19 protein-coding genes are annotated in these 16,384 nt (G+C 70.6%); 9 read left to right on the top strand and 10 right to left on the bottom strand.

The window, feature by feature from the left end:
• Positions 1 to 39: 39 nt before the first annotated feature.
• Positions 40 to 393, top strand: a complete 354-nt coding sequence (locus HALNA_RS18195; protein WP_049937777.1) for a DUF7475 family protein — start codon at positions 40 to 42, stop codon at positions 391 to 393.
• Here HALNA_RS18195 and HALNA_RS18190 read toward each other — a convergent pair.
• The 6 genes from HALNA_RS18190 to HALNA_RS18165 form a co-directional block, all read right to left on the bottom strand.
• Positions 375 to 1,403, bottom strand: coding sequence for a lysylphosphatidylglycerol synthase transmembrane domain-containing protein (locus HALNA_RS18190; protein WP_049937776.1), 1,029 nt, complete (start codon positions 1,401 to 1,403; stop codon positions 375 to 377). The genes HALNA_RS18195 and HALNA_RS18190 overlap by 19 nt on opposite strands.
• Positions 1,404 to 1,405: 2 nt before the next feature.
• Positions 1,406 to 2,221: a class I SAM-dependent methyltransferase gene (locus HALNA_RS18185; RefSeq protein WP_049937775.1), complete on the bottom strand. Its 816-nt coding sequence runs from the start codon at positions 2,219 to 2,221 to the stop codon at positions 1,406 to 1,408.
• The gene (locus HALNA_RS18180) at positions 2,221 to 2,598 is read right to left on the bottom strand and encodes a 6-pyruvoyl trahydropterin synthase family protein (protein ID WP_049937774.1); all 378 of its coding nucleotides are present in this window, start codon (positions 2,596 to 2,598) and stop codon (positions 2,221 to 2,223) included. The genes HALNA_RS18185 and HALNA_RS18180 overlap by 1 nt, the downstream gene beginning before the upstream one ends.
• 59 nt (positions 2,599 to 2,657) lie before the next feature.
• Positions 2,658 to 3,710: a zinc-dependent alcohol dehydrogenase gene (locus tag HALNA_RS18175; RefSeq protein WP_049937773.1), complete on the bottom strand. Its 1,053-nt coding sequence runs from the start codon at positions 3,708 to 3,710 to the stop codon at positions 2,658 to 2,660.
• Positions 3,711 to 3,788: 78 nt separating this feature from the next.
• On the bottom strand, positions 3,789 to 4,538 hold the full coding sequence (locus HALNA_RS18170) for a CDP-alcohol phosphatidyltransferase family protein (protein WP_049937772.1): 750 nt from the start codon (positions 4,536 to 4,538) through the stop codon (positions 3,789 to 3,791).
• Positions 4,535 to 6,517: an aldo/keto reductase gene (locus HALNA_RS18165; RefSeq protein WP_049937771.1), complete on the bottom strand. Its 1,983-nt coding sequence runs from the start codon at positions 6,515 to 6,517 to the stop codon at positions 4,535 to 4,537. The genes HALNA_RS18170 and HALNA_RS18165 overlap by 4 nt, the downstream gene beginning before the upstream one ends.
• Positions 6,518 to 6,678: 161 nt before the next feature.
• On the opposite strand from HALNA_RS18165, the gene HALNA_RS18160 reads away from it, so the two are divergent.
• Positions 6,679 to 7,806: a glycosyltransferase gene (locus tag HALNA_RS18160; protein ID WP_049937770.1), complete on the top strand. Its 1,128-nt coding sequence runs from the start codon at positions 6,679 to 6,681 to the stop codon at positions 7,804 to 7,806.
• A gap of 2 nt (positions 7,807 to 7,808) precedes the next feature.
• Here HALNA_RS18160 and HALNA_RS20350 read toward each other — a convergent pair whose 3' ends face one another.
• On the bottom strand, positions 7,809 to 7,964 hold the full coding sequence (locus HALNA_RS20350) for a hypothetical protein (protein WP_157573614.1): 156 nt from the start codon (positions 7,962 to 7,964) through the stop codon (positions 7,809 to 7,811).
• A 228-nt stretch (positions 7,965 to 8,192) separates the two neighbouring features.
• Between HALNA_RS20350 and HALNA_RS18155 the strand changes: the two genes are divergently transcribed.
• From HALNA_RS18155 to HALNA_RS18130, 6 genes are all read left to right on the top strand, one after another.
• Positions 8,193 to 8,528: a hypothetical protein gene (locus HALNA_RS18155; protein ID WP_049937769.1), complete on the top strand. Its 336-nt coding sequence runs from the start codon at positions 8,193 to 8,195 to the stop codon at positions 8,526 to 8,528.
• A 92-nt stretch (positions 8,529 to 8,620) separates the two neighbouring features.
• On the top strand, positions 8,621 to 10,399 hold the full coding sequence (locus HALNA_RS18150) for a nitrite/sulfite reductase (protein WP_049937768.1): 1,779 nt from the start codon (positions 8,621 to 8,623) through the stop codon (positions 10,397 to 10,399).
• A gap of 2 nt (positions 10,400 to 10,401) precedes the next feature.
• Positions 10,402 to 10,689 carry a DUF6360 family protein gene (locus tag HALNA_RS18145; RefSeq protein ID WP_049937767.1) on the top strand — a complete coding sequence of 96 codons (288 nt, stop codon included), beginning with the start codon at positions 10,402 to 10,404 and terminating at the stop codon, positions 10,687 to 10,689.
• Positions 10,686 to 11,519, top strand: coding sequence for a uroporphyrinogen-III C-methyltransferase (gene cobA / locus HALNA_RS18140; RefSeq protein ID WP_049937766.1), 834 nt, complete (start codon positions 10,686 to 10,688; stop codon positions 11,517 to 11,519). Before HALNA_RS18145 ends, cobA begins: the two co-directional genes overlap by 4 nt.
• Positions 11,520 to 11,550: 31 nt before the next feature.
• Positions 11,551 to 12,567 (top strand): anthranilate phosphoribosyltransferase, encoded by a 1,017-nt coding sequence (locus HALNA_RS18135; RefSeq protein ID WP_049938118.1) that lies wholly within the window; start codon positions 11,551 to 11,553, stop codon positions 12,565 to 12,567.
• Between the two features lie 41 nt (positions 12,568 to 12,608).
• A complete protein-coding gene (locus tag HALNA_RS18130; protein WP_049937765.1) occupies positions 12,609 to 12,950 on the top strand; it encodes a ferredoxin in 342 nt (113 codons plus the stop codon).
• On the opposite strand, the gene HALNA_RS18125 is transcribed toward HALNA_RS18130, so the two are convergent.
• The gene (locus HALNA_RS18125) at positions 12,951 to 13,613 is read right to left on the bottom strand and encodes a precorrin-2 dehydrogenase/sirohydrochlorin ferrochelatase family protein (RefSeq protein WP_049937764.1); all 663 of its coding nucleotides are present in this window, start codon (positions 13,611 to 13,613) and stop codon (positions 12,951 to 12,953) included.
• 77 nt (positions 13,614 to 13,690) lie between these two features.
• Between HALNA_RS18125 and HALNA_RS18120 the strand changes: the two genes are divergently transcribed.
• Positions 13,691 to 14,035: a hypothetical protein gene (locus tag HALNA_RS18120; protein ID WP_049937762.1), complete on the top strand. Its 345-nt coding sequence runs from the start codon at positions 13,691 to 13,693 to the stop codon at positions 14,033 to 14,035.
• Here the strand turns inward: HALNA_RS18120 and HALNA_RS18115 are convergent.
• Together HALNA_RS18115 and HALNA_RS18110 are read right to left on the bottom strand one after the other, a co-directional pair.
• Positions 14,032 to 14,343: a hypothetical protein gene (locus tag HALNA_RS18115; protein WP_049937761.1), complete on the bottom strand. Its 312-nt coding sequence runs from the start codon at positions 14,341 to 14,343 to the stop codon at positions 14,032 to 14,034. The two genes, HALNA_RS18120 and HALNA_RS18115, sit on opposite strands and share 4 nt — an antisense overlap.
• 310 nt (positions 14,344 to 14,653) lie before the next feature.
• Entirely contained in the window at positions 14,654 to 16,369 is a 1,716-nt protein-coding gene (locus tag HALNA_RS18110; RefSeq protein ID WP_049937759.1) for a formate--tetrahydrofolate ligase, read from the bottom strand.
• Between the last annotated feature and the right edge of the window lie 15 nt (positions 16,370 to 16,384).

Below are 16,384 nucleotides of genomic sequence, written 5' to 3'. Positions count from 1 at the left end.
ACCCCATTCGTTTTATCCGCCGGCGTGGTATCGAACCCCATGACAACTCCTTTCGAGACCGAGTCGCTCACGCCGCTTCACTGGATCGGCATCGTCCTCGCCAGCATCACCGGCGTCGTCCACCTCTACTTCGGTGTCCTCGCCATCGACACCGCGCAGGGTGTCAGCTTCGTCCTCGCCGGTGTCGCCTTCTTCGTCGCCATTTTCCTGCTTCTCGTCGACGTTCGCCGTCGCCTCCTCTATCTCGTCGGGATTCCGTTCACGGGCATCCAGGTCGTCCTCTACTTCGTCTTCAACTGGCCGGACGTGCTCAGTCCGGGCGGTATCGGGGACAAAATCGTTCAGATCTCCCTGATCGCTATTCTGGTCGTCCTCTACCGCCGCGAGTCCTGAGCGGTCAGGAGCAAGAGCGCGGTGACGACGCCACCTCCGGCCGTCGGGAGCCAGAACGCGGCGGCCCGGTAGACCAGCGCCGCGGCGGCGGCGACGGGCATCGCGACGCCGCCCACGGCCACGAGCAACCCGGTCAGCAGCGCCTCCGCGCTCGCCGTCCCGCCGGGCGTCGGCGACGCGCCGGCCAGCCGCGCGACGGGCACGACGACCAGCACCCGGACGGGCGAGACGGTGGCGTCGAGCGCCGCGAGCGAGAGCCACAGCGTCGCCGCCACCGCGAGATGGCCGCAAACGCCGAGCAGGAGGACGGCCGCGAGCCGTCGTCGCGAGTCACCGACGCGTTCGAGCGCGACGACGAATCCCCGGCTCCCTTCGACGATCCGTTCCCGGTCCGGCGGGTCGACGCCGGGGACCACGCCGCCGAGCCGTTCCATCCCGTCCCCGAGCCACCCGCCGGCGCGGACGACGAGTCGCTCGCGCCGCCGCCACGCTAGGACCGCGACGACGCCGGCCGCCGCCACGACCGCCGCGGTGACCACGAGGGCGACGCGGAGCGCGTCCCCGACGGCGGCCGTCGCGAGGATGGCGGCGCCCCCGCAGACCCCGAGACCGACGACGGCGACGGTGTTGGCGGCGCCCACGCTCACGACGCCCGCGAACCCGCGCTCGAAGGGAATCCCCTCGATCCGCGCCACCAGCGCCCCGCTCACCGGGTCGCCCCCCGCCTGTCCGAACGGCGTGACGTTGTTCAGGAACGCCGACGCCGCGAACAGCCCGACCGACGCCGGCAGCGTCGTCGGCGCGTCCAGCCGACGGAGGACGAGATGGAGCGAGACGCCCCAGGCGACAACGGACATCCAGCCGGCGGCGACGAGCGCCGCGGCGTCGGCGGGGTCGACCCGCCCGAGCGCCGAAACGATGGCGTCGACGCCGACGGTCCACAGGTAGAGCCACAGGCCGACGAGCGCGACGAGCGCCCACCCGGCCGTCCGCCGCCGGCCGTTACGCATCGTCACTCGACGCGGTAGAGGGCGTCGTAGCCGTGTGCGACGTAGCTCAACCGCCCGGCGTCGAGTTGGCGGCGGCGCGTCCGGAGCCAGTCGTCCGCGCCCGCGACTCGCCCGCCGACCGCCTCGGCGACGAACTCCAGAATCGTCGCGAGAAAGGCCCGCTCGTCGGCCGGATACGGGGGGTAGACGATCCAGTCCGACGCGCCGACGGCAAGCAGGTCACCGTCGCGGGCGCGACAGCGGTCGAGCAGGTGCCGGCCGGCGCGGGCGTCCCGGCCCGGTTCGGCGTCGATGGCGTCGTGGTACGCCGCGACGACGGCGTCGTCGGCCGGGTGGTCGGGTTGGAAGGTCGTCTCGCCGTCGAAGGTGATCGGCGCATACACCAGGCCACCCGGTGTCAGCGCGTCGGCGAAGGCGTCCAGCGCGCCGTCGACCGGAACCAGATCGAGAAACGCCTGTGCGACGACGCAGTCGGCCTCCGCCCCCTCGAACGCCGTCAGCGCGTCCCCCTGCTCGAACCGGACGGTCAGGTCGTCCACTCGAAATCCGCCCTCGATCCGGTCGCCGCCGCACTCGCTCGCCCGTCGCTCCCGAGCGTACTCGATCACGTCGGGGTCGCGGTCGACGCCCAGATAGTCGCCGGCGGTGACCCCCCAGTCGAGGAGTCGAGGTACCGTGACGCCCGTCCCGACGCCGGCCTCGCGAATCCGCGGCGCGTCCGGGAGTTCGTCGAGGAGGCGGTCACGGACCCGGTGGTCGAGCGCCCGGTCGTCGACCGTCCGCTTCGCCTCCAGATACCGCCGGTCGGCGTGCTCCATCAGAGGGCTCGCTCGTGACTCGCCCACGCGTCCTCGTCTTCCCACATCCGGACGGTCAGTTCCGTGGGCATCTCCGTGGGGACGCGCTCGACGAACCGGTCGCCGAACAGGCGGGCGAACCGCTCGACGCTCGGGTTCTCCCCCTCGAACTCCGGCAGGTCGTTCAAGAGCGCGTCGCGATACCGGGCCTCCAACTCGTCGAGCGCGGCGTTCACGGCGTCGATGTCGACGAGGTAGCCGTACTCGTTCAGTTCGGGGCCGGCGAGGCGGACGGCCACCTCGAAGTGGTGGCTGTGTACCTCCCCCTCCGGGCCGGGGTTCGGGACGGTCAGGAAATGCTGGGCGACGAAGTCCCGCGAAACCGAGAGCCGGTACATATCGGTTCGTTGCCGTGGAGTGACTTATACTGTCGGCCGGCCCGGTCCGGTCGCCTCCGCTACTCGTACGTCAGCAACACCTGTAGCGCGTTCTCCGGCCCCTCGTCGAGGAGGCGGTAGGCCTCGGCGGCGTCCTCGAAGGGGACGCGGTGGGTGACGAGGCGGTCGGCCGCCACGTCGTCCAGCCGTTCCCACGCGGTGTCTAGCCGCCGCTCCTTCGTCCACCGCCCCCGGAGGTCGGGCGCGAGCGTGCTCACCTGGCTCGAGGATACGTCGATCCGGTTGCGGTGAAAGAACCCACCCAGATCCGTTTCGGCGCGCTTGCGCCCGTACCACGACCCGACGACGATTCGCCCGTCGTAGCCGACGGCGTCGATGGCGTCGTCGAGCGTCGTCGGCTGCCCGGAGAGTTCGTACACCAGATCCGCGCCCGCCGGATCGCCCCGTTCGCCGACCCGCGCCGCCCGGTCGGGCGTCAGCGTCTCGTCGGCGCCGAGGCTCGCCGCCATCTCCCGCCGGTGAGCGACGGGTTCGACCACCGTCAACCGCTCCAGCGGGAACTCGGCGAGGACGCTCGTCGTGACGAGACCGACCATCCCCGCGCCGAAGACGACGACGCGTTCGCCCACCCGCGGCCGGCCGTCCATGACGAGCGTCGTCGCCGTCTCCGCGGTGGGGAGCAGGGCGGCCGTCGACGGAGACAGCCCCTCCGGGACGGGCACGAGGTCGTCCGGCGTGGCCGTGAAGTGGCTCTCGTGGGGGTTGAACGCGAAGACCGTCCGCCCGCGCCAGCCGTCGTCGACGGCCGATCCCGTCGCCACCACGTCGCCGACCGTCGCGTAGCCGTATTTGAGCGGGTAGCTCAGGTCGCCCGTGAGAGCGTCGATGCTCCCGTCGGCCGGGAGGTCGCGGGGCATCTCGCCCCGATAGATCAGGAGTTCGGTGCCCGAACTCACCGCCGAGACCCGTGTCTCGACGAGCACCTCGTCCGGATCGGGGCCGGAAATAGCCTCCCGTTCGATCCGGACCGTCCGGGGGCCGGTGAAGTAGAGTGATCGGCCGCTCGCCGGCGGGTCGACTCCGGATCGCCCGCCCTCGACGCTCCCTGTCACGCCCGGTCTAGCGCCGCGTGTCACTTCATACTGCCGCCCCTCACGACCCGGATGTCGTGGTGGCCGCTCCGACCGCGACTACAGCCGCCCGGTGACGGTCAGGTAGTCCCGAGCGAACGTCGCGAGCGACGGCACGAGGACCACGACGGCGACGGGATGAATCACGGACGCCGGCAGAACCGGCGCCAGCGCGACGGCGATAAAACCCATCTGGAGCGCGGCCAGCGGGCGACGAATCCGGCTCGCGGGCAGGTCGCCGACCGACCGCCCGCGTCGCGTTCGCCACCCGATCCCCGCGCGGTAGACGTACCGCGCGGCCGACAACGAGAGATACGCGACCGGGAGCCGTCCCCAGGCCACGGCAACGAGGGGTGCGACGAGAAAGCCCAGCGTGTCGAACGCGAGGTCGAGTTTCGCCCCGAGCGCCGTGGTTCGTCCCATCCGTCGGGCGAGGCTGCCGTCGACGAAATCGAGGACGACGCCCGTCCCGTAACACGCCGCGGGCGCCCACCGCACGACGGGGGTCACCGGCGGGACGAACAGGAACCCCGCCGTCGCGGCGTACAGCCCGCCGCGGGCCAGCGTGACCAGGTTCGGGGGCACAAGCGCCACGCCCACCCGGTCGGCGTCGAGGTGGTAGGCGACGAAGCCGACTTCGTACGCCAGTGCCGCGCCCGCGATCAGGACCCAGCGGTTCGCGGCCCCGCGTGTCGCGGCGTCGGCGACGACGGTCCACCCGCCGACCGCCACCGCCGCCGCCGCCACGCCCACGACGGCCGTGGCCGCTACGTGTCGACGCTCGGTGACGGTTCCCTCGCGACCGCTCATCGCTCGAACCCCGGCTCTTCCAGGGCGGCCAGCCGCTCGCGCCCCCCGTCAGTGAGACGATGTCCCGCCGCCGCGAGGTTCTCGACGACGTGATCCGGGTCGGTGCTCGACGGGATGGGGACGACGCCCCGGTCGACGTTCCACGCGAGGACGGCCGCCGCGGGCGAACAGCCCAGCTCCGCCGCCGTCTCCCGGACTGCGGGCTCGTCGAGCAGGCCCGGCGCCGACAGCGGCGAGTGTGCGACCACCCGGATGCCACGCTCGTGACACCACGACACCAGGTCGTCGCAGGGGCGGTACGGATGGCGCTCCACCTGCACCACCGCCGGCGGGACGCGGGAAAACTCGACGACTCGAGAGAGCGTCGCCCGGTCGACGTTACAGATCCCGAGCGACGCGACGAGACCCCGGTCGTACAGCGCCTCCAACCCCCGCCACGCCGCCTCCAGATCCACGTCCGCCGTTGCCCGCTCCCCATCGTCGTCCTCGGGGAAGGTCAGCCGCTCCTGCTCCGCGACCGGCAACTCGGCGAGGCCACGGAGCGGGCCGGTGTACGCCCACGCGTCCGGCCAGTGGAGCATGTAACAGTCGAGCGCGTCCACGCCGAGTGCGTCGAGTGTCGTCTCGCACGCCTCCGCGACGTGACCGTGGTTCGTGTTCCACGCCTTGCTCGCGAGAAAGAGCGCGTCGCGGTCGGGACTCCCCGGCGCCGCGAGAATCTCGCCGATTCGGTCCTCGTTGCCGTACAGTTCCGCGGAGTCGAGCAAGCGGTAGCCGGCGTCCAGCGCGGCCGCGATTGAGTCACGGCGGTCGACGTACTCGCCGTCGCGGTAGCGCGAACACCCGAAGCCGACGGGCGGCAGACGAAGGGCGGCGGCCGGCGGTCCCGGCGGGTCGCCGACGCCGCCCCGGCCGGCGTGCCCCCACACCGGTCGCCGTTGCTCGCGCGTGGCGACGCCGCCCCCGTCGACGGCGACGCTCGCCGCCCGTTCGGCCGCCTCCTCGACGGCGTTACAGACGGCAACGACGTGGGCGCCCCGCCGCGCAGTCGCCCGGTCGGGCGCCCCTCGATCCACGCTCGCCGCCAGTCGCTCGGGGCCGGCGAGATACGGCGTCCGGGACGAGGGCTCCTGCAGCGCCATCGACGTATACTCCCGTCCCTCGCGGCCGAAGGCGACGTGGTGGCCCGGCTCCCCCCCGAGGTCGCCGGCGTCGTCGAGGTAACACGAGCCGTCGTCGCCGTGGAGTTCGAGGCTCGTGAACTCCCGGCTTCGGTGGGGCGCGTAGAAACTCGCGGTCAGGCGGACCAGCGGGCCGTCCGCGAACGACAGCGTCGCCTCGATGTGGCTCGGCCGCGTCGGCCGCTCGGCCGCGCGGTCGGGCCACGGGTCGGCGGCGTCGGCGACGCGAACCCGCTCGACCGGGCCGAACCACGCGACGAGGAGGGTCAGCGGGTAGACCGCTCCGTCGTACAGCGGCCCCACGTCGAGAAAGGAACCGGGGTCGTCGTGCCACTCGGTCACCCGCCCGACGTGAGCGTGGGCGTAGGCCAGTCGCACCCGGCCCAGACGGCCGTCGTCGAGCGCCCTTCGCACGAGCCGCTGGGCCTCGCAGGTGTCGTTGATCGGCGCACAGCCAAGCGCCAGTCCCCGGCGCTCCGCGAGCGTGACTAGGTCCCGCGCCCGCCCGCCGTCGAGCGCGAGCGGTTTCTCGCTCCAGACGTGTCGGCCGCCCCGCAGAGCACGCTCCGTCACGTCGGCGTGGGCGCCGTGGCTCGTGCAGTTCAGGATCAGGGGGCTCGCCTCGGCGTCGAGCATCACGTCGAGGTCCGTGTACGCCCGCCCGCCACACTCGGCCGCGAAGTCGGCGGCGCGGTCGGAATCGATGTCGCAGACGGCGGTCACCGAAAGCCCCGAGTCGTCGAGCGTGGCGGCGTACTTCCGGGCGACGGCGCCACACCCGACGAACGCACACTCCATACCCTCCGGCGGGCTGCCGTCGTAAAAAGTCCCGCGCCGGGGGCGGCGAGGCGTGCGAGTCACCAGTTATCGGTGGGCCGTCTCGGCGACCCGCCGATAACGACTCTGGATAAACCGTCGACAGCGATCGGTATAAGTCGCGCCGCCGCCGACGGAGTGACATGGCGCGGGTGGCGGTCCTCCACAACACGCTCGACGGCCGGGGCGGCGCCGACGCCGTCTGCCTCCACGTCTGTGAGGCCCTCCAAGCCGTCCACGACGTGACGCTCGTTACCCTCTCGCGGTCGTCGCTCGCCGACCTCAACGCGCTGTTCGATACCGACGCCGACGTGCGGGTCCACCGCCCGGCCGGAACCGGCGTCGTCTGTCGGGCGTTCGACGCCCTCCCCGACCGGTACGGGCCGCAACTCGCCGCCCGGAGCGTCCTGCTCCGTCGGCTCTTTGCCCCCCACGCCGCCGACTTCGACGCCGCCGTCAGCACCGCCAACGAGTTCGACCTCCCGCTTCCCTCGCTCCAGTATATCCACTTCCCGCAGTTCAACTGCCGGCACGCGGCGGCCGGTGACGACCCCCGCCTCGACCCGCTGTGGAGCCGCCTCGCCGGCGTCGGCGACCGGAGCCTCCCCGCCGACGCCCACCTCCTCGCCAACTCCGGGTGGACGGCCGACGCCGTCGAGTCCATCTACGGGCGGCGGCCGGGCGTCCTCGCCCCGCCGGTCGATCCGGTGCCGAACCCGCGGCCGTGGGAGGACCGCGAAGCGGGCGTCGTCGTCCTCGGGCGTCTCGCCCCGGACAAGCGGCCGCTCGAAGCGATCGGGATCGTCGACGGCGTTCGTGCCCGTGGCTACGACCTGCACTGCCACCTCGTCGGCTCGACGTCGACCATCTACGCCGACTACGCCCGTCGGGTGGCCGCGGCCGCGGCCGAGCGGTCGTACGTCACCCTCCACCGCGACGCCGCCCGCGAGCGGGTGATGGAACTGCTCGCCACGCACCGCTACGGCCTGAACTGCAAACCGGCGGAACATTTCGGGATGGCGGTCGCCGAATACGTCGCCGCGGGGATGGTCGCGTTCGCGCCGGACACGGGCGGGCAACGGGAGGTGCTCGACGGCCGGTCGGACCGCCTGTTCGACTCGACGCCCGACGCCGTGGCGACGATGACCGCGGCGGTTGCGAACGACGACCGACCGACGCTCCCGCGGGACCGGTACGCGAGCGATCGGTTCCACGCGGCGATCCGTGAGGGCGTCGCGGCGGTGCTGGGAACGGCGGAGGGTGTGGCGTAGCGTCAGTCCTCGTCGTCGCGCGTCTCGCTCAGATGCTCCCAGATTTCCGTGCAGCCGGCGCCCGCCTCGACATCGGAGAGATGGTTTCGCGCGTCCGCAGATTCGTCTTCGGCGTCGGTGTCCGACGACTTCGTCACGACTTCGCTGTTCTCGGTCATCGATCACCCGTAGACGATACGGCCGCATAAGGCCGTGTTCGGGCATAATTGCTACCCGTTCTCCCGTATTGGGGCGGTCCTTTCCGGTATCCGTGACGCGCCGATTCGCGGTGAGTGGCGCTCTCGTCGCCCGATTACACCCGATTACGCCCCCGATTCGGCGTCCGAGGACCGGCAAGCGTCGCAGTCGCCGACGGGCTTACCGCCGTCCACTCCCTTCCCGACACCATGACGACCGCGGTTCACCAGCTCGACGACGGGGCCTGGGTCAGCGTCAACGACTCCCGTGAGGTGAACGTGAGCGACCTCTGGCGGCTCGCTCGCCACGATTTCTGTTCCTGCCGCCTCGCCGACTTCCTCGCCGAGGGCTTCGTCGAAGTCGCCCCGGACGGCGCCGACGTGGAGGCCCGCATCGCCGGCCAGTGCATCCAGTGCGGCGCGAGCGGCGTCACGGACTGGCTGACGCTCGGCCGCGTCGACCCCGAAACCGGCGCGTTCCGCCCCGTCGTGCCCGAGAGCGTCCACGTACCGGGTCGCCGGTACCGACTCGCGACGCCGCGCTGATCACTACCGGCAATAATTGTCGTATCCCCGGAGAGCCGGGGAAGGTTGACGACGTGCCGCACCGTATATGTGCGCGTACACTCTAGCCTTCCATGCCAACCAAGGTCGAGCGTTGGAAGGACGAGACCTACGGGATGGAGATACGCGACCATCTCCTCCGGTTCGCCGAGGAGGGGTGGGACGCCATCCCCGACGACGAACACGACGCCTGGTTCGAGCGGTTCAAATGGTGGGGGCTGTACCACCAGCGGAAGGGCCAGGAGAGCTACTTCATGATGCGTATCGGCACGCCGATGGGGCGGATGACGCCCGAACAGCTTCGGACGGTCGGCGAGGTGGCCAACGAGTACGCCACCGGCCCGGTCGACAACCCCGAGTTCGGCGCCGCCTACGCCGACTTCACCACCCGGCAGTCGATCCAGCTTCACTGGATCAAAGTCGAGGACATCGAGGACATCTGGGACGAACTGGAGTCAGTCGGCCTCTCGACGATTCAGGCGTGTGGCGACTCCTGGCGCAACATCGTCGGCTCGCCCGTCGCCGGCCGCGACGCCGACGAACTGATAAACGTCTGGCCGGTCGTTCAGGAACTCCACGACACGTTCAAGGGCAACGACCTCTACTCGAATCTCCCCCGGAAGTGGAAAGTCGCCGTCACCGGCGACCGCCGCGGCGCCGGCCAGGGCGACATCAACGACCTCGCGTTCGAACCCGCGACCAAGGAGATCGAGGGCGAGGTGGTTGAGGGGTTCAACGTCAACGTCGGCGGCGGCCTCGCCCGCAAGGAGCCCCGATTCGCCCGCGACATCGACGTGTTCTGCCGCCCCGAGAACGCGACGGACGTGGCCGCCGGGCTCTCCGCGCTCTTCCGTGACTACGGCGACCGCGAGGACCGCTTCAACGCCCGCATCAAGTTCCTCGTCGACGAGTGGGGGGCCGAGAAGGTCCGCACCGTGTTGCAGGACGAGTACGTCGACTACGAACTCCCGACCGCGGGCGAGGGGCTTCGCGACGAGTACGACTACAACGCCGGCCGCGCGGACGCCGCCGGCGACTACATCGGCGTCCACGACCAGAGCGACGGCCGGAACTTCGTCGGCCTCTCCGTCCTCGTCGGCCGCATGGCCGCCGACGACGTGATCGAACTCGCCGACCTCGCCGAGGAGTACGGCTCCGAGATGATCGGCCTGACCCAGCGACAGAACGTCATCGTCGGCGACATCGCGGACGAGGATCTGGACGACTTCCTCGGCGAGGATCTCCTCTCGGAGTACTCGCCGGACCCGCATCCGTTCATGCGCGGCTCCATCGCCTGCACGGGGACCGAATACTGCTCGCTCTCGATCGTCGAGACGAAAAATCGGATGGTGCGCTACGGGCGCTGGCTGCGGGACAACGTGCCCGTCCCCGAGGGCGTCGAGGACTTCCACATCCACCTCTCGGGCTGTACTGCCTCCTGTGCCCAGCCACAGATCGCCGACGTTAGCCTGCGGGGGATGAAAACGCGCAAGGACGGCGACGCCGTCGAGGCGTTCGACGTGGGACTGGGTGGCGGCCTCGGCGAGAACCCGCAGTTCGCCGACTGGGTGAAGATGCGCGTCCCCGCCGACGAGATTCCGGGCTACATCGCCAACCTGCTCGACACCTACGAGACGGAGCGTGCGGGTCCCGAGGAGTCCTTCCGCGACTTCGTCGCCAACCGCGACGAGGACGCCCTCGCCGCCCTCGCCGAGTCCGAGGAGACGAGCTACGACGACCCGTATCTCGGCAACACGAAGATGACGTGGTACCCCTACGCCGAGGACACGTCGATGGACGCCTCGCCCGCCCCGACGGACGGGCAGGGTAACTCCCTCCCCTCCGACGACTGATCATGGCCGACCGCGTGCTGAAGGTCAACGCCTTCACGACGTTCGATCTACTCGACGCCAGCGTCGAGGGCCACGGGTTCGAGGAGGCGGCGTTCGCGACGCTCAACGTTCGCACCGCCCGCGAGGCGCCCGAAGTGGTCTCGCTCGAACTCGAACTCGACAACACCGAGTTGGAGTCGGTGCCACCCCACGCCGACCGCGTGACGCTCTCGGCGGCCGAGGCGCGAACGCTCGCGAGCGAACTGGAGGCCGCCGCGGACCGCGTGGTCGCGACCGAGGACGATCCATGAGCACCATGACGACCGGGACGGTGTATCTCGTCGGCGCCGGCCCGGGCGACCCCGAACTCATGACCGTCAAGGCTCGGCGCCTTCTCGATTCGGCCGACGTGGTCTTTCACGACTCGCTCGTCGGCGACGGCGTCGTCGACTCGATTCCCCACGACGTGCGCGTCGAACCCGTCGGCAAACGGGCGGGCGGCGAGCGCACGCCACAGGCCGAGATCAACGACCGACTGGTCCGGGCGGCCCGGGCGGGCCGCGAGGTGGTCCGCCTGAAAGGCGGCGATCCGACCATCTTCGCCCGCGGGGGCGAGGAAGCCGAGCATCTCGCGCGCCACGATGTCCCCTTCGAGGTGGTGCCGGGGATCACGAGCGCCGTCGCCGCTCCCGGCGTCGCCGGCATCCCGCCCACCCACCGCGACCACGCCTCGACGCTCGCGGTCGTGACCGGTCACGAGGACCCCACGAAGGCGGACAGCGCCCTCGACTGGGACGCCCTGTCGGGACTCGTCGACGCCGGCGGAACGCTGGTGATCCTGATGGGCGTCGGCCGCCTGCCGGACAACACGGCCGCGCTCCGGGCGGCGGGCGTCGCCGCCGACACGCCCGTCGCGATGATCGAGCGCGCGACCCTGCCCGACGAACGGGTCGTCACGGGCACCCTCGACACAATCGTCGACATCGCCGACGCGGCGGGGATCGAACCCCCCGCCGTCACCGTTGTCGGCGACGTGGTCGGCGTCCGCGAGACGGTCGCACGCTGTCTCGGCAGCAGCGACGCGATGGCGGAGGCCCCCGTCGCGACACCCCACGTCGTCGGGGTGACCGACAGTGACTGACGCCGACGGCGACTGGCCGCTCGAGCGCCTCATGACCGAAGTCGTCGGCTCCGGGACGAAGTCGGCCGAGGACATGACCCGCCGACAGGCCGGCGAGGCCATGCGCCGCATCCTCGACGGCGACCCCGACCCCACCACCCTCGGCGCGTTCTGGCTGGCGAACCGCTGGAAACACAACACTGCCGAGGAACTCGCCGCCTTCACCGACGAGATGTGTGACCGCGTCGAGTACGCCGAACCCGACGCCGACCCCGTCGACTGCGGCGCCAACTACGACGGCAAGGGCCGCACCGCCATCCTCGGCGTCGCCGCCGGCGTCGTCGCTGCCGGCGCGGGCACGCCCGTCGTCGTCCACTCCGGCGACCGGGTGCCCACGCAGAAACGGGACGCGTACAAACACGTCTTCGACGAACTCGGCGTGGCGACCGAACTGACGCCCCGCGATTCGGCCGACATGGTCGACGCGACGGGCGTCGGATTCTACTACCAGCCGGCGTTCAACCCCACCGTCGACGACCTGTTCGACCGCCGGGATCGGATGGGCGTGCGCACGTTCGTCAACACCGTCGAGACGCTCGCCAACCCCGCCGGCGCGAGCGTCCACCTCGGCTCCTTCTACCACCTCGCGTTCGCGAAGAAGGTGGTCGAGACGTTCGAGCGGAGCACGTTCCACGACCCCGATCGAGTCATCATGTTCCAGGGGATGGAGGGGTACGACGACATCCGACCCGGCTACACCAAGGTGGCCGACTGGTCCGCCGACGGCTCCTTCGAGGACTACGAAATCGAGACGGCCGCGTACGGTATGGACTTCGATGAGGCGGACCTGGAAGTCGACGACGTGGCCGGCGACAGCGCCCGCCTCACGCGCGAGGTGGTCGTCGGCGACCGGACCGACCACTGGGCCGACGCCGTCGCCCTCAACGCCGCGTTCAGGATCTACGCCGGCGGCGACGCCGACTCGCTCGACGCCGGCCTCGACGCCGCCCGCGCCGCCATATCGGACGGCTCGGCCGCCGCCGTCCTCGACGACCTGCGGGCGTTCTGACCGACCGCGCCCCTTACCTTCCCGCCCCGACAACCGCATCCATGACCGACGCCGACGACGTGCTCCGCCCGAGCGACGTGGGCAATACCGAGGCCCCGTCCGTCGACGAGAAGCCATACAAGATCATCTTCGAGGCGAACAAGTGCATCGGCACCGGCAAGTGTGCCGAAGTCTCGGCGAACTGGGACCTCGATCTCGATACGGGGCTCGCGCGCCCGCAGACCTACTACGTCGACGAGGCCGACCTGGCTCACAACGTCCGCGCCGCCGAGGTCTGTCCGGCCAAGAAGGGTCGGGGGGTCATCCACGTGATCGACCGCCGGACCGACGAGGAGATAGCGCCCGACCCCGACGGCGACGGGACGCTGAGCGTCGACTGGTGATCAGGCGTCGTCGCTCGTCTCTTCGAGTTCGGCCGCCAGTACGCCCTCCGCGGCGTCCCGCACCGCCGTCTCGGTCCCCATGTCCCGGGCGGCCGTCCACACGGCCGGCGACTCGGCGACGGCACGGACCGCCGCCCGCCGCCGCTCCGGATCGACGCGCCGCCGTTTCAACTCGTCCCGTAACTCCCCGACGACCGTCGCCACGACGCCCGACCCGTCGACGACGGACGCCAACTCCCGCCGCAGGTGGCGGCTCACCGCCGGACTCGTTCCGCTCGTCGTCACCGCGACGGTCACGGGGCCGTCCTCGACCGTCGCGGGAACGACGACGCTCCCCCGGCCCCTGTCGCCGCTCCGATCCGCCCGGTTGACGAGGACGCCCCGCTCGGTCGCGGCCGACGCGATGGCGGCGTTGAGATCCGTGCCGTCAGTGGCGGCGACGACGAGGGCGGGGTCGGCGGCGTCGAGCCACGCGGGCACGTCCGCGGGCGTCGGCGCGGCACGGACCAACTCGCTTCCCCCGAAGTCGGCGTCGGTGAAGGTGGGGCTGACGACGACGACGCGCGCCTCGCGGGCGAACCGGCGCGCCTTCCGCGCGCCGACGGCGCCGCCGCCGAACACCAACACCGTCTCGCCGCCGAAGTCGTGGCCGAGTGGGATCACGGTGGCCTCTCGGGGGCGACGGTGAAAAGCCGTCCCCTCACCCGAACGATTTTGTCGCCGCCGCCGTATGCCGAGCCATGTTCGGCCGGGTGCTCGACTGGCTGGGGATCGAACGCGGTACCGACGGGGACGACGACCCCCTCGACTGGACCGATCCCGGCGTCGAGTACGGTGGCGACGGCCCGCCCCGACGCTACACCTGTCCGGAGTGTGCCGCGACGGTCGAGGGGGTCGGCCCCGACGAACAGGTGACCTGCCCCGAGTGTCACACGGCGTTCAAGGGTGTCCTCGTCCCGGACTACGCGGTCTGTCCGGACTGCGGAGCGGGGATCGACGAGTTCGAGTTCTACCCGGAGACGCGCCGCGACACCGAGTTCGCCGCGTGTTCCTGTGGCTATCGGTGGGAGAGTGATCCCCGCTAACCCTCGATCAGCGTCGTCTCCTCGCCGTCGGCGTGGTGGAGGGTCACGTCGTGACGGGTGTGGCGGGCGTGGGTGCGCGCCCAGCGCCGGGCGGCACTCTCCGAGAGGCGTTCGACGCCGTCCGGACACCGCCGACACGTCGCCCGCCACGTCGACACGCCGTCCGGATAGTGACCCGTGTGGCGTTCGTGATCGAGTGCGAACTGCTCGACCGCGCGGTTGCCGGCCATCAGTTCGTCGAGTTCGTACGAGAGGGTCCACTCCCGGCCACACCGTTCACACGAGACGGTCGGTTCGTTCTCTGACACGCCAGCCGCTACGGCCGCGACGCTCTTGAACGTGTAGTCACGGTCGTCGACCGTCCGCTCCGAGCGGGTGGGTCACGTACCGTCGAAAGGGGGAGGAATCGTGACAGGGGGGAACGCCACGATCCACGATCGGCGATCGACTGTCCACCGGCACGACGAAACGTCCACGTATGGGGTGCCTCCACCAACCGGTGGACGCGATAATACTGGGGTGGGATCGAAGTAATCCTTTTGATTCTATGCCACTTGTCGACACGTCTCCGGAATACGCACCCCCGAGCGGCCGATCTTCGATCGGCGGCGCGGGGATTTAAAAGAGCCCGGTGACGTTGCCGTCCGCGTCGACGTCCATGCCCTCGGCCGCCGGTTCGGCGGGGAGTCCCGGCATCGTCAGCACGTCGCCCGTCAGGACGACGACGAAGCCCGCGCCGGCGTCGGGGTAGCACTCACGCACCGTGAGCGTCCAGTCGTCTTTCGGCGCGCCCTTCCGTGCCGGGTCGTCCGTCGTCGAGTGCTGGGTCTTCGACAGGCAGACGGGCATGTCGCCGTAGCCCTGTTCTTCCAGTCGCGCCAGGTCGTCCTGTGCCTCCTCGGTGAAGTGGGCGCCCTCGGCGCCGTATACGTCGGTGGCGACCGTCCGAATCTTCTCTTCCAGGCTCGCGTCGAGGTCGTAGAGGGGTTCGAAGTCGCCCTCGTCGCTGTCGGCGAGGTCACGCGCCGTCTCGGCGAGTTCCGCGGCCCCCTCGCCGCCGTCGGCGAAGGCGTTCGAGACGACGACCGGATACCCTTGCTCCTCGCAGTGGTCGACGATGGCCTGAATCTCCGCGTCCGTGTCGGTCGGGAAGCGGTTGATGGCGACGACGAACGGCACGTCGAACTGCTCGATGATACCGGCGTGGTGGTCGAGGTTGACCATCCCGTCGCTCACCGCCTCGGGGTTCGGCTCTTTCAGTTCGTCGTAGTCGACCGGCCACATATCGAGGCCGTGGTATTTCATCGATCGCACGGCGGTCGTCAGCACCACCGCGTCGGGCGCGACGCCGTGCCGGGAGACGATGTTGCCGAACTTCTCGAAACCGAGGTCGGCGGCGAAGCCCGCCTCCGTGACGAGGTAGTCGCCGAGCGCGAGGCCGAGTTTGTCGGCCACGAGCGAGTTGGTGCCGTGGGCGATGTTGGCGAAGGGGCCACCGTGGACGAACGCGGGCGAGCCCTCGATGGTCTGGACCAGGTTCGGTCGCAGGGCGTCTTTGAGGAGCATCGCCATCGCGCCCTCGATGCCCAGGTCCGAGACGGTGACGGGGTCACCCGTCGAGTCGTAGGCGACGATGGTCCGCGAGAGCCGCTCTTTGAGGTCCGCGAGCGAGTCCGCCAGACAGAGCACCGCCATCACTTCCGAGGCGGCCGTGATCTGGAAGCCGTCCTCGCGGGGCGGGCCGTTGGTCGTGCCGCCGAGGCCGACGACGACCTCCCGGAGCGCGCGGTCGTTCATATCGAGTGCGCGCTTCCAGGCCACCTCGTCGACGTCGACGTCGAGGTCGTTGCCGTAGTGGACCTTGGTGTCGAGGGTCGCCGAGACGAGGTTGTGTGCCGTCGTCAGCGCGTGGAGGTCGCCCGTGAAATGGAGGTTGATGTCCTCCATCGGGAGTACCTGCGAGTAGCCGCCGCCGGCGGCGCCGCCCTTGATGCCGAACACCGGTCCGAGCGACGGCTCCCGCACCGCGACGACGCCGTCATCGCCGAGGTGGTTCAGCCCCTGGCCGAGGCCGACGGTCGTCACCGTCTTTCCCGCGCCCTTCGGCGTCGCCGTCGTCCCCGTGACCAGGATGAGGTTCCCCTCGTCGGCGTCGGTGAGCGTCCGCTGGATCGCGTCCTGTTCGACCTTCGCGATGCCGTTGCCCTGTGGGTCCAGATCCTCGGGGCCGAGACCGATATCGCCGGCTACGTCTTCGATGGGACGTGTCTCAGTCGCCCGCGCGATTTCCATGTCCGTCGGTGCGTCCGCGCCATCCGTGTCGTCCGAAGCCATCTCAGGGGGATAGAC

This window comes from Haloplanus natans DSM 17983, from assembly GCF_000427685.1.
Lineage (GTDB): Archaea > Halobacteriota > Halobacteria > Halobacteriales > Haloferacaceae > Haloplanus > Haloplanus natans.
This window is presented reverse-complemented; position numbering and strand designations above follow the sequence as displayed.

Coding starts and splice junctions, on each gene's coding strand:
- HALNA_RS18180 (WP_049937774.1), bottom strand. CDS start 2,598: ATGTACCGGCTCTCGGTTTCGCGGGACTTCGTCGCCCAGCATTTCCTG.
- HALNA_RS18160 (WP_049937770.1), top strand. CDS start 6,679: ATGGCGCGGGTGGCGGTCCTCCACAACACGCTCGACGGCCGGGGCGGC.
- HALNA_RS18190 (WP_049937776.1), bottom strand. CDS start 1,403: ATGCGTAACGGCCGGCGGCGGACGGCCGGGTGGGCGCTCGTCGCGCTC.
- HALNA_RS18110 (WP_049937759.1), bottom strand. CDS start 16,369: ATGGCTTCGGACGACACGGATGGCGCGGACGCACCGACGGACATGGAA.
- HALNA_RS18150 (WP_049937768.1), top strand. CDS start 8,621: ATGCCAACCAAGGTCGAGCGTTGGAAGGACGAGACCTACGGGATGGAG.
- HALNA_RS18145 (WP_049937767.1), top strand. CDS start 10,402: ATGGCCGACCGCGTGCTGAAGGTCAACGCCTTCACGACGTTCGATCTA.
- cobA (WP_049937766.1), top strand. CDS start 10,686: ATGAGCACCATGACGACCGGGACGGTGTATCTCGTCGGCGCCGGCCCG.
- HALNA_RS18195 (WP_049937777.1), top strand. CDS start 40: ATGACAACTCCTTTCGAGACCGAGTCGCTCACGCCGCTTCACTGGATC.
- HALNA_RS18165 (WP_049937771.1), bottom strand. CDS start 6,517: ATGGAGTGTGCGTTCGTCGGGTGTGGCGCCGTCGCCCGGAAGTACGCC.
- HALNA_RS18130 (WP_049937765.1), top strand. CDS start 12,609: ATGACCGACGCCGACGACGTGCTCCGCCCGAGCGACGTGGGCAATACC.
- HALNA_RS18135 (WP_049938118.1), top strand. CDS start 11,551: ATGACCGAAGTCGTCGGCTCCGGGACGAAGTCGGCCGAGGACATGACC.
- HALNA_RS20350 (WP_157573614.1), bottom strand. CDS start 7,964: ATGACCGAGAACAGCGAAGTCGTGACGAAGTCGTCGGACACCGACGCC.
- HALNA_RS18120 (WP_049937762.1), top strand. CDS start 13,691: ATGTTCGGCCGGGTGCTCGACTGGCTGGGGATCGAACGCGGTACCGAC.
- HALNA_RS18185 (WP_049937775.1), bottom strand. CDS start 2,221: ATGGAGCACGCCGACCGGCGGTATCTGGAGGCGAAGCGGACGGTCGAC.
- HALNA_RS18170 (WP_049937772.1), bottom strand. CDS start 4,538: ATGAGCGGTCGCGAGGGAACCGTCACCGAGCGTCGACACGTAGCGGCC.
- HALNA_RS18155 (WP_049937769.1), top strand. CDS start 8,193: ATGACGACCGCGGTTCACCAGCTCGACGACGGGGCCTGGGTCAGCGTC.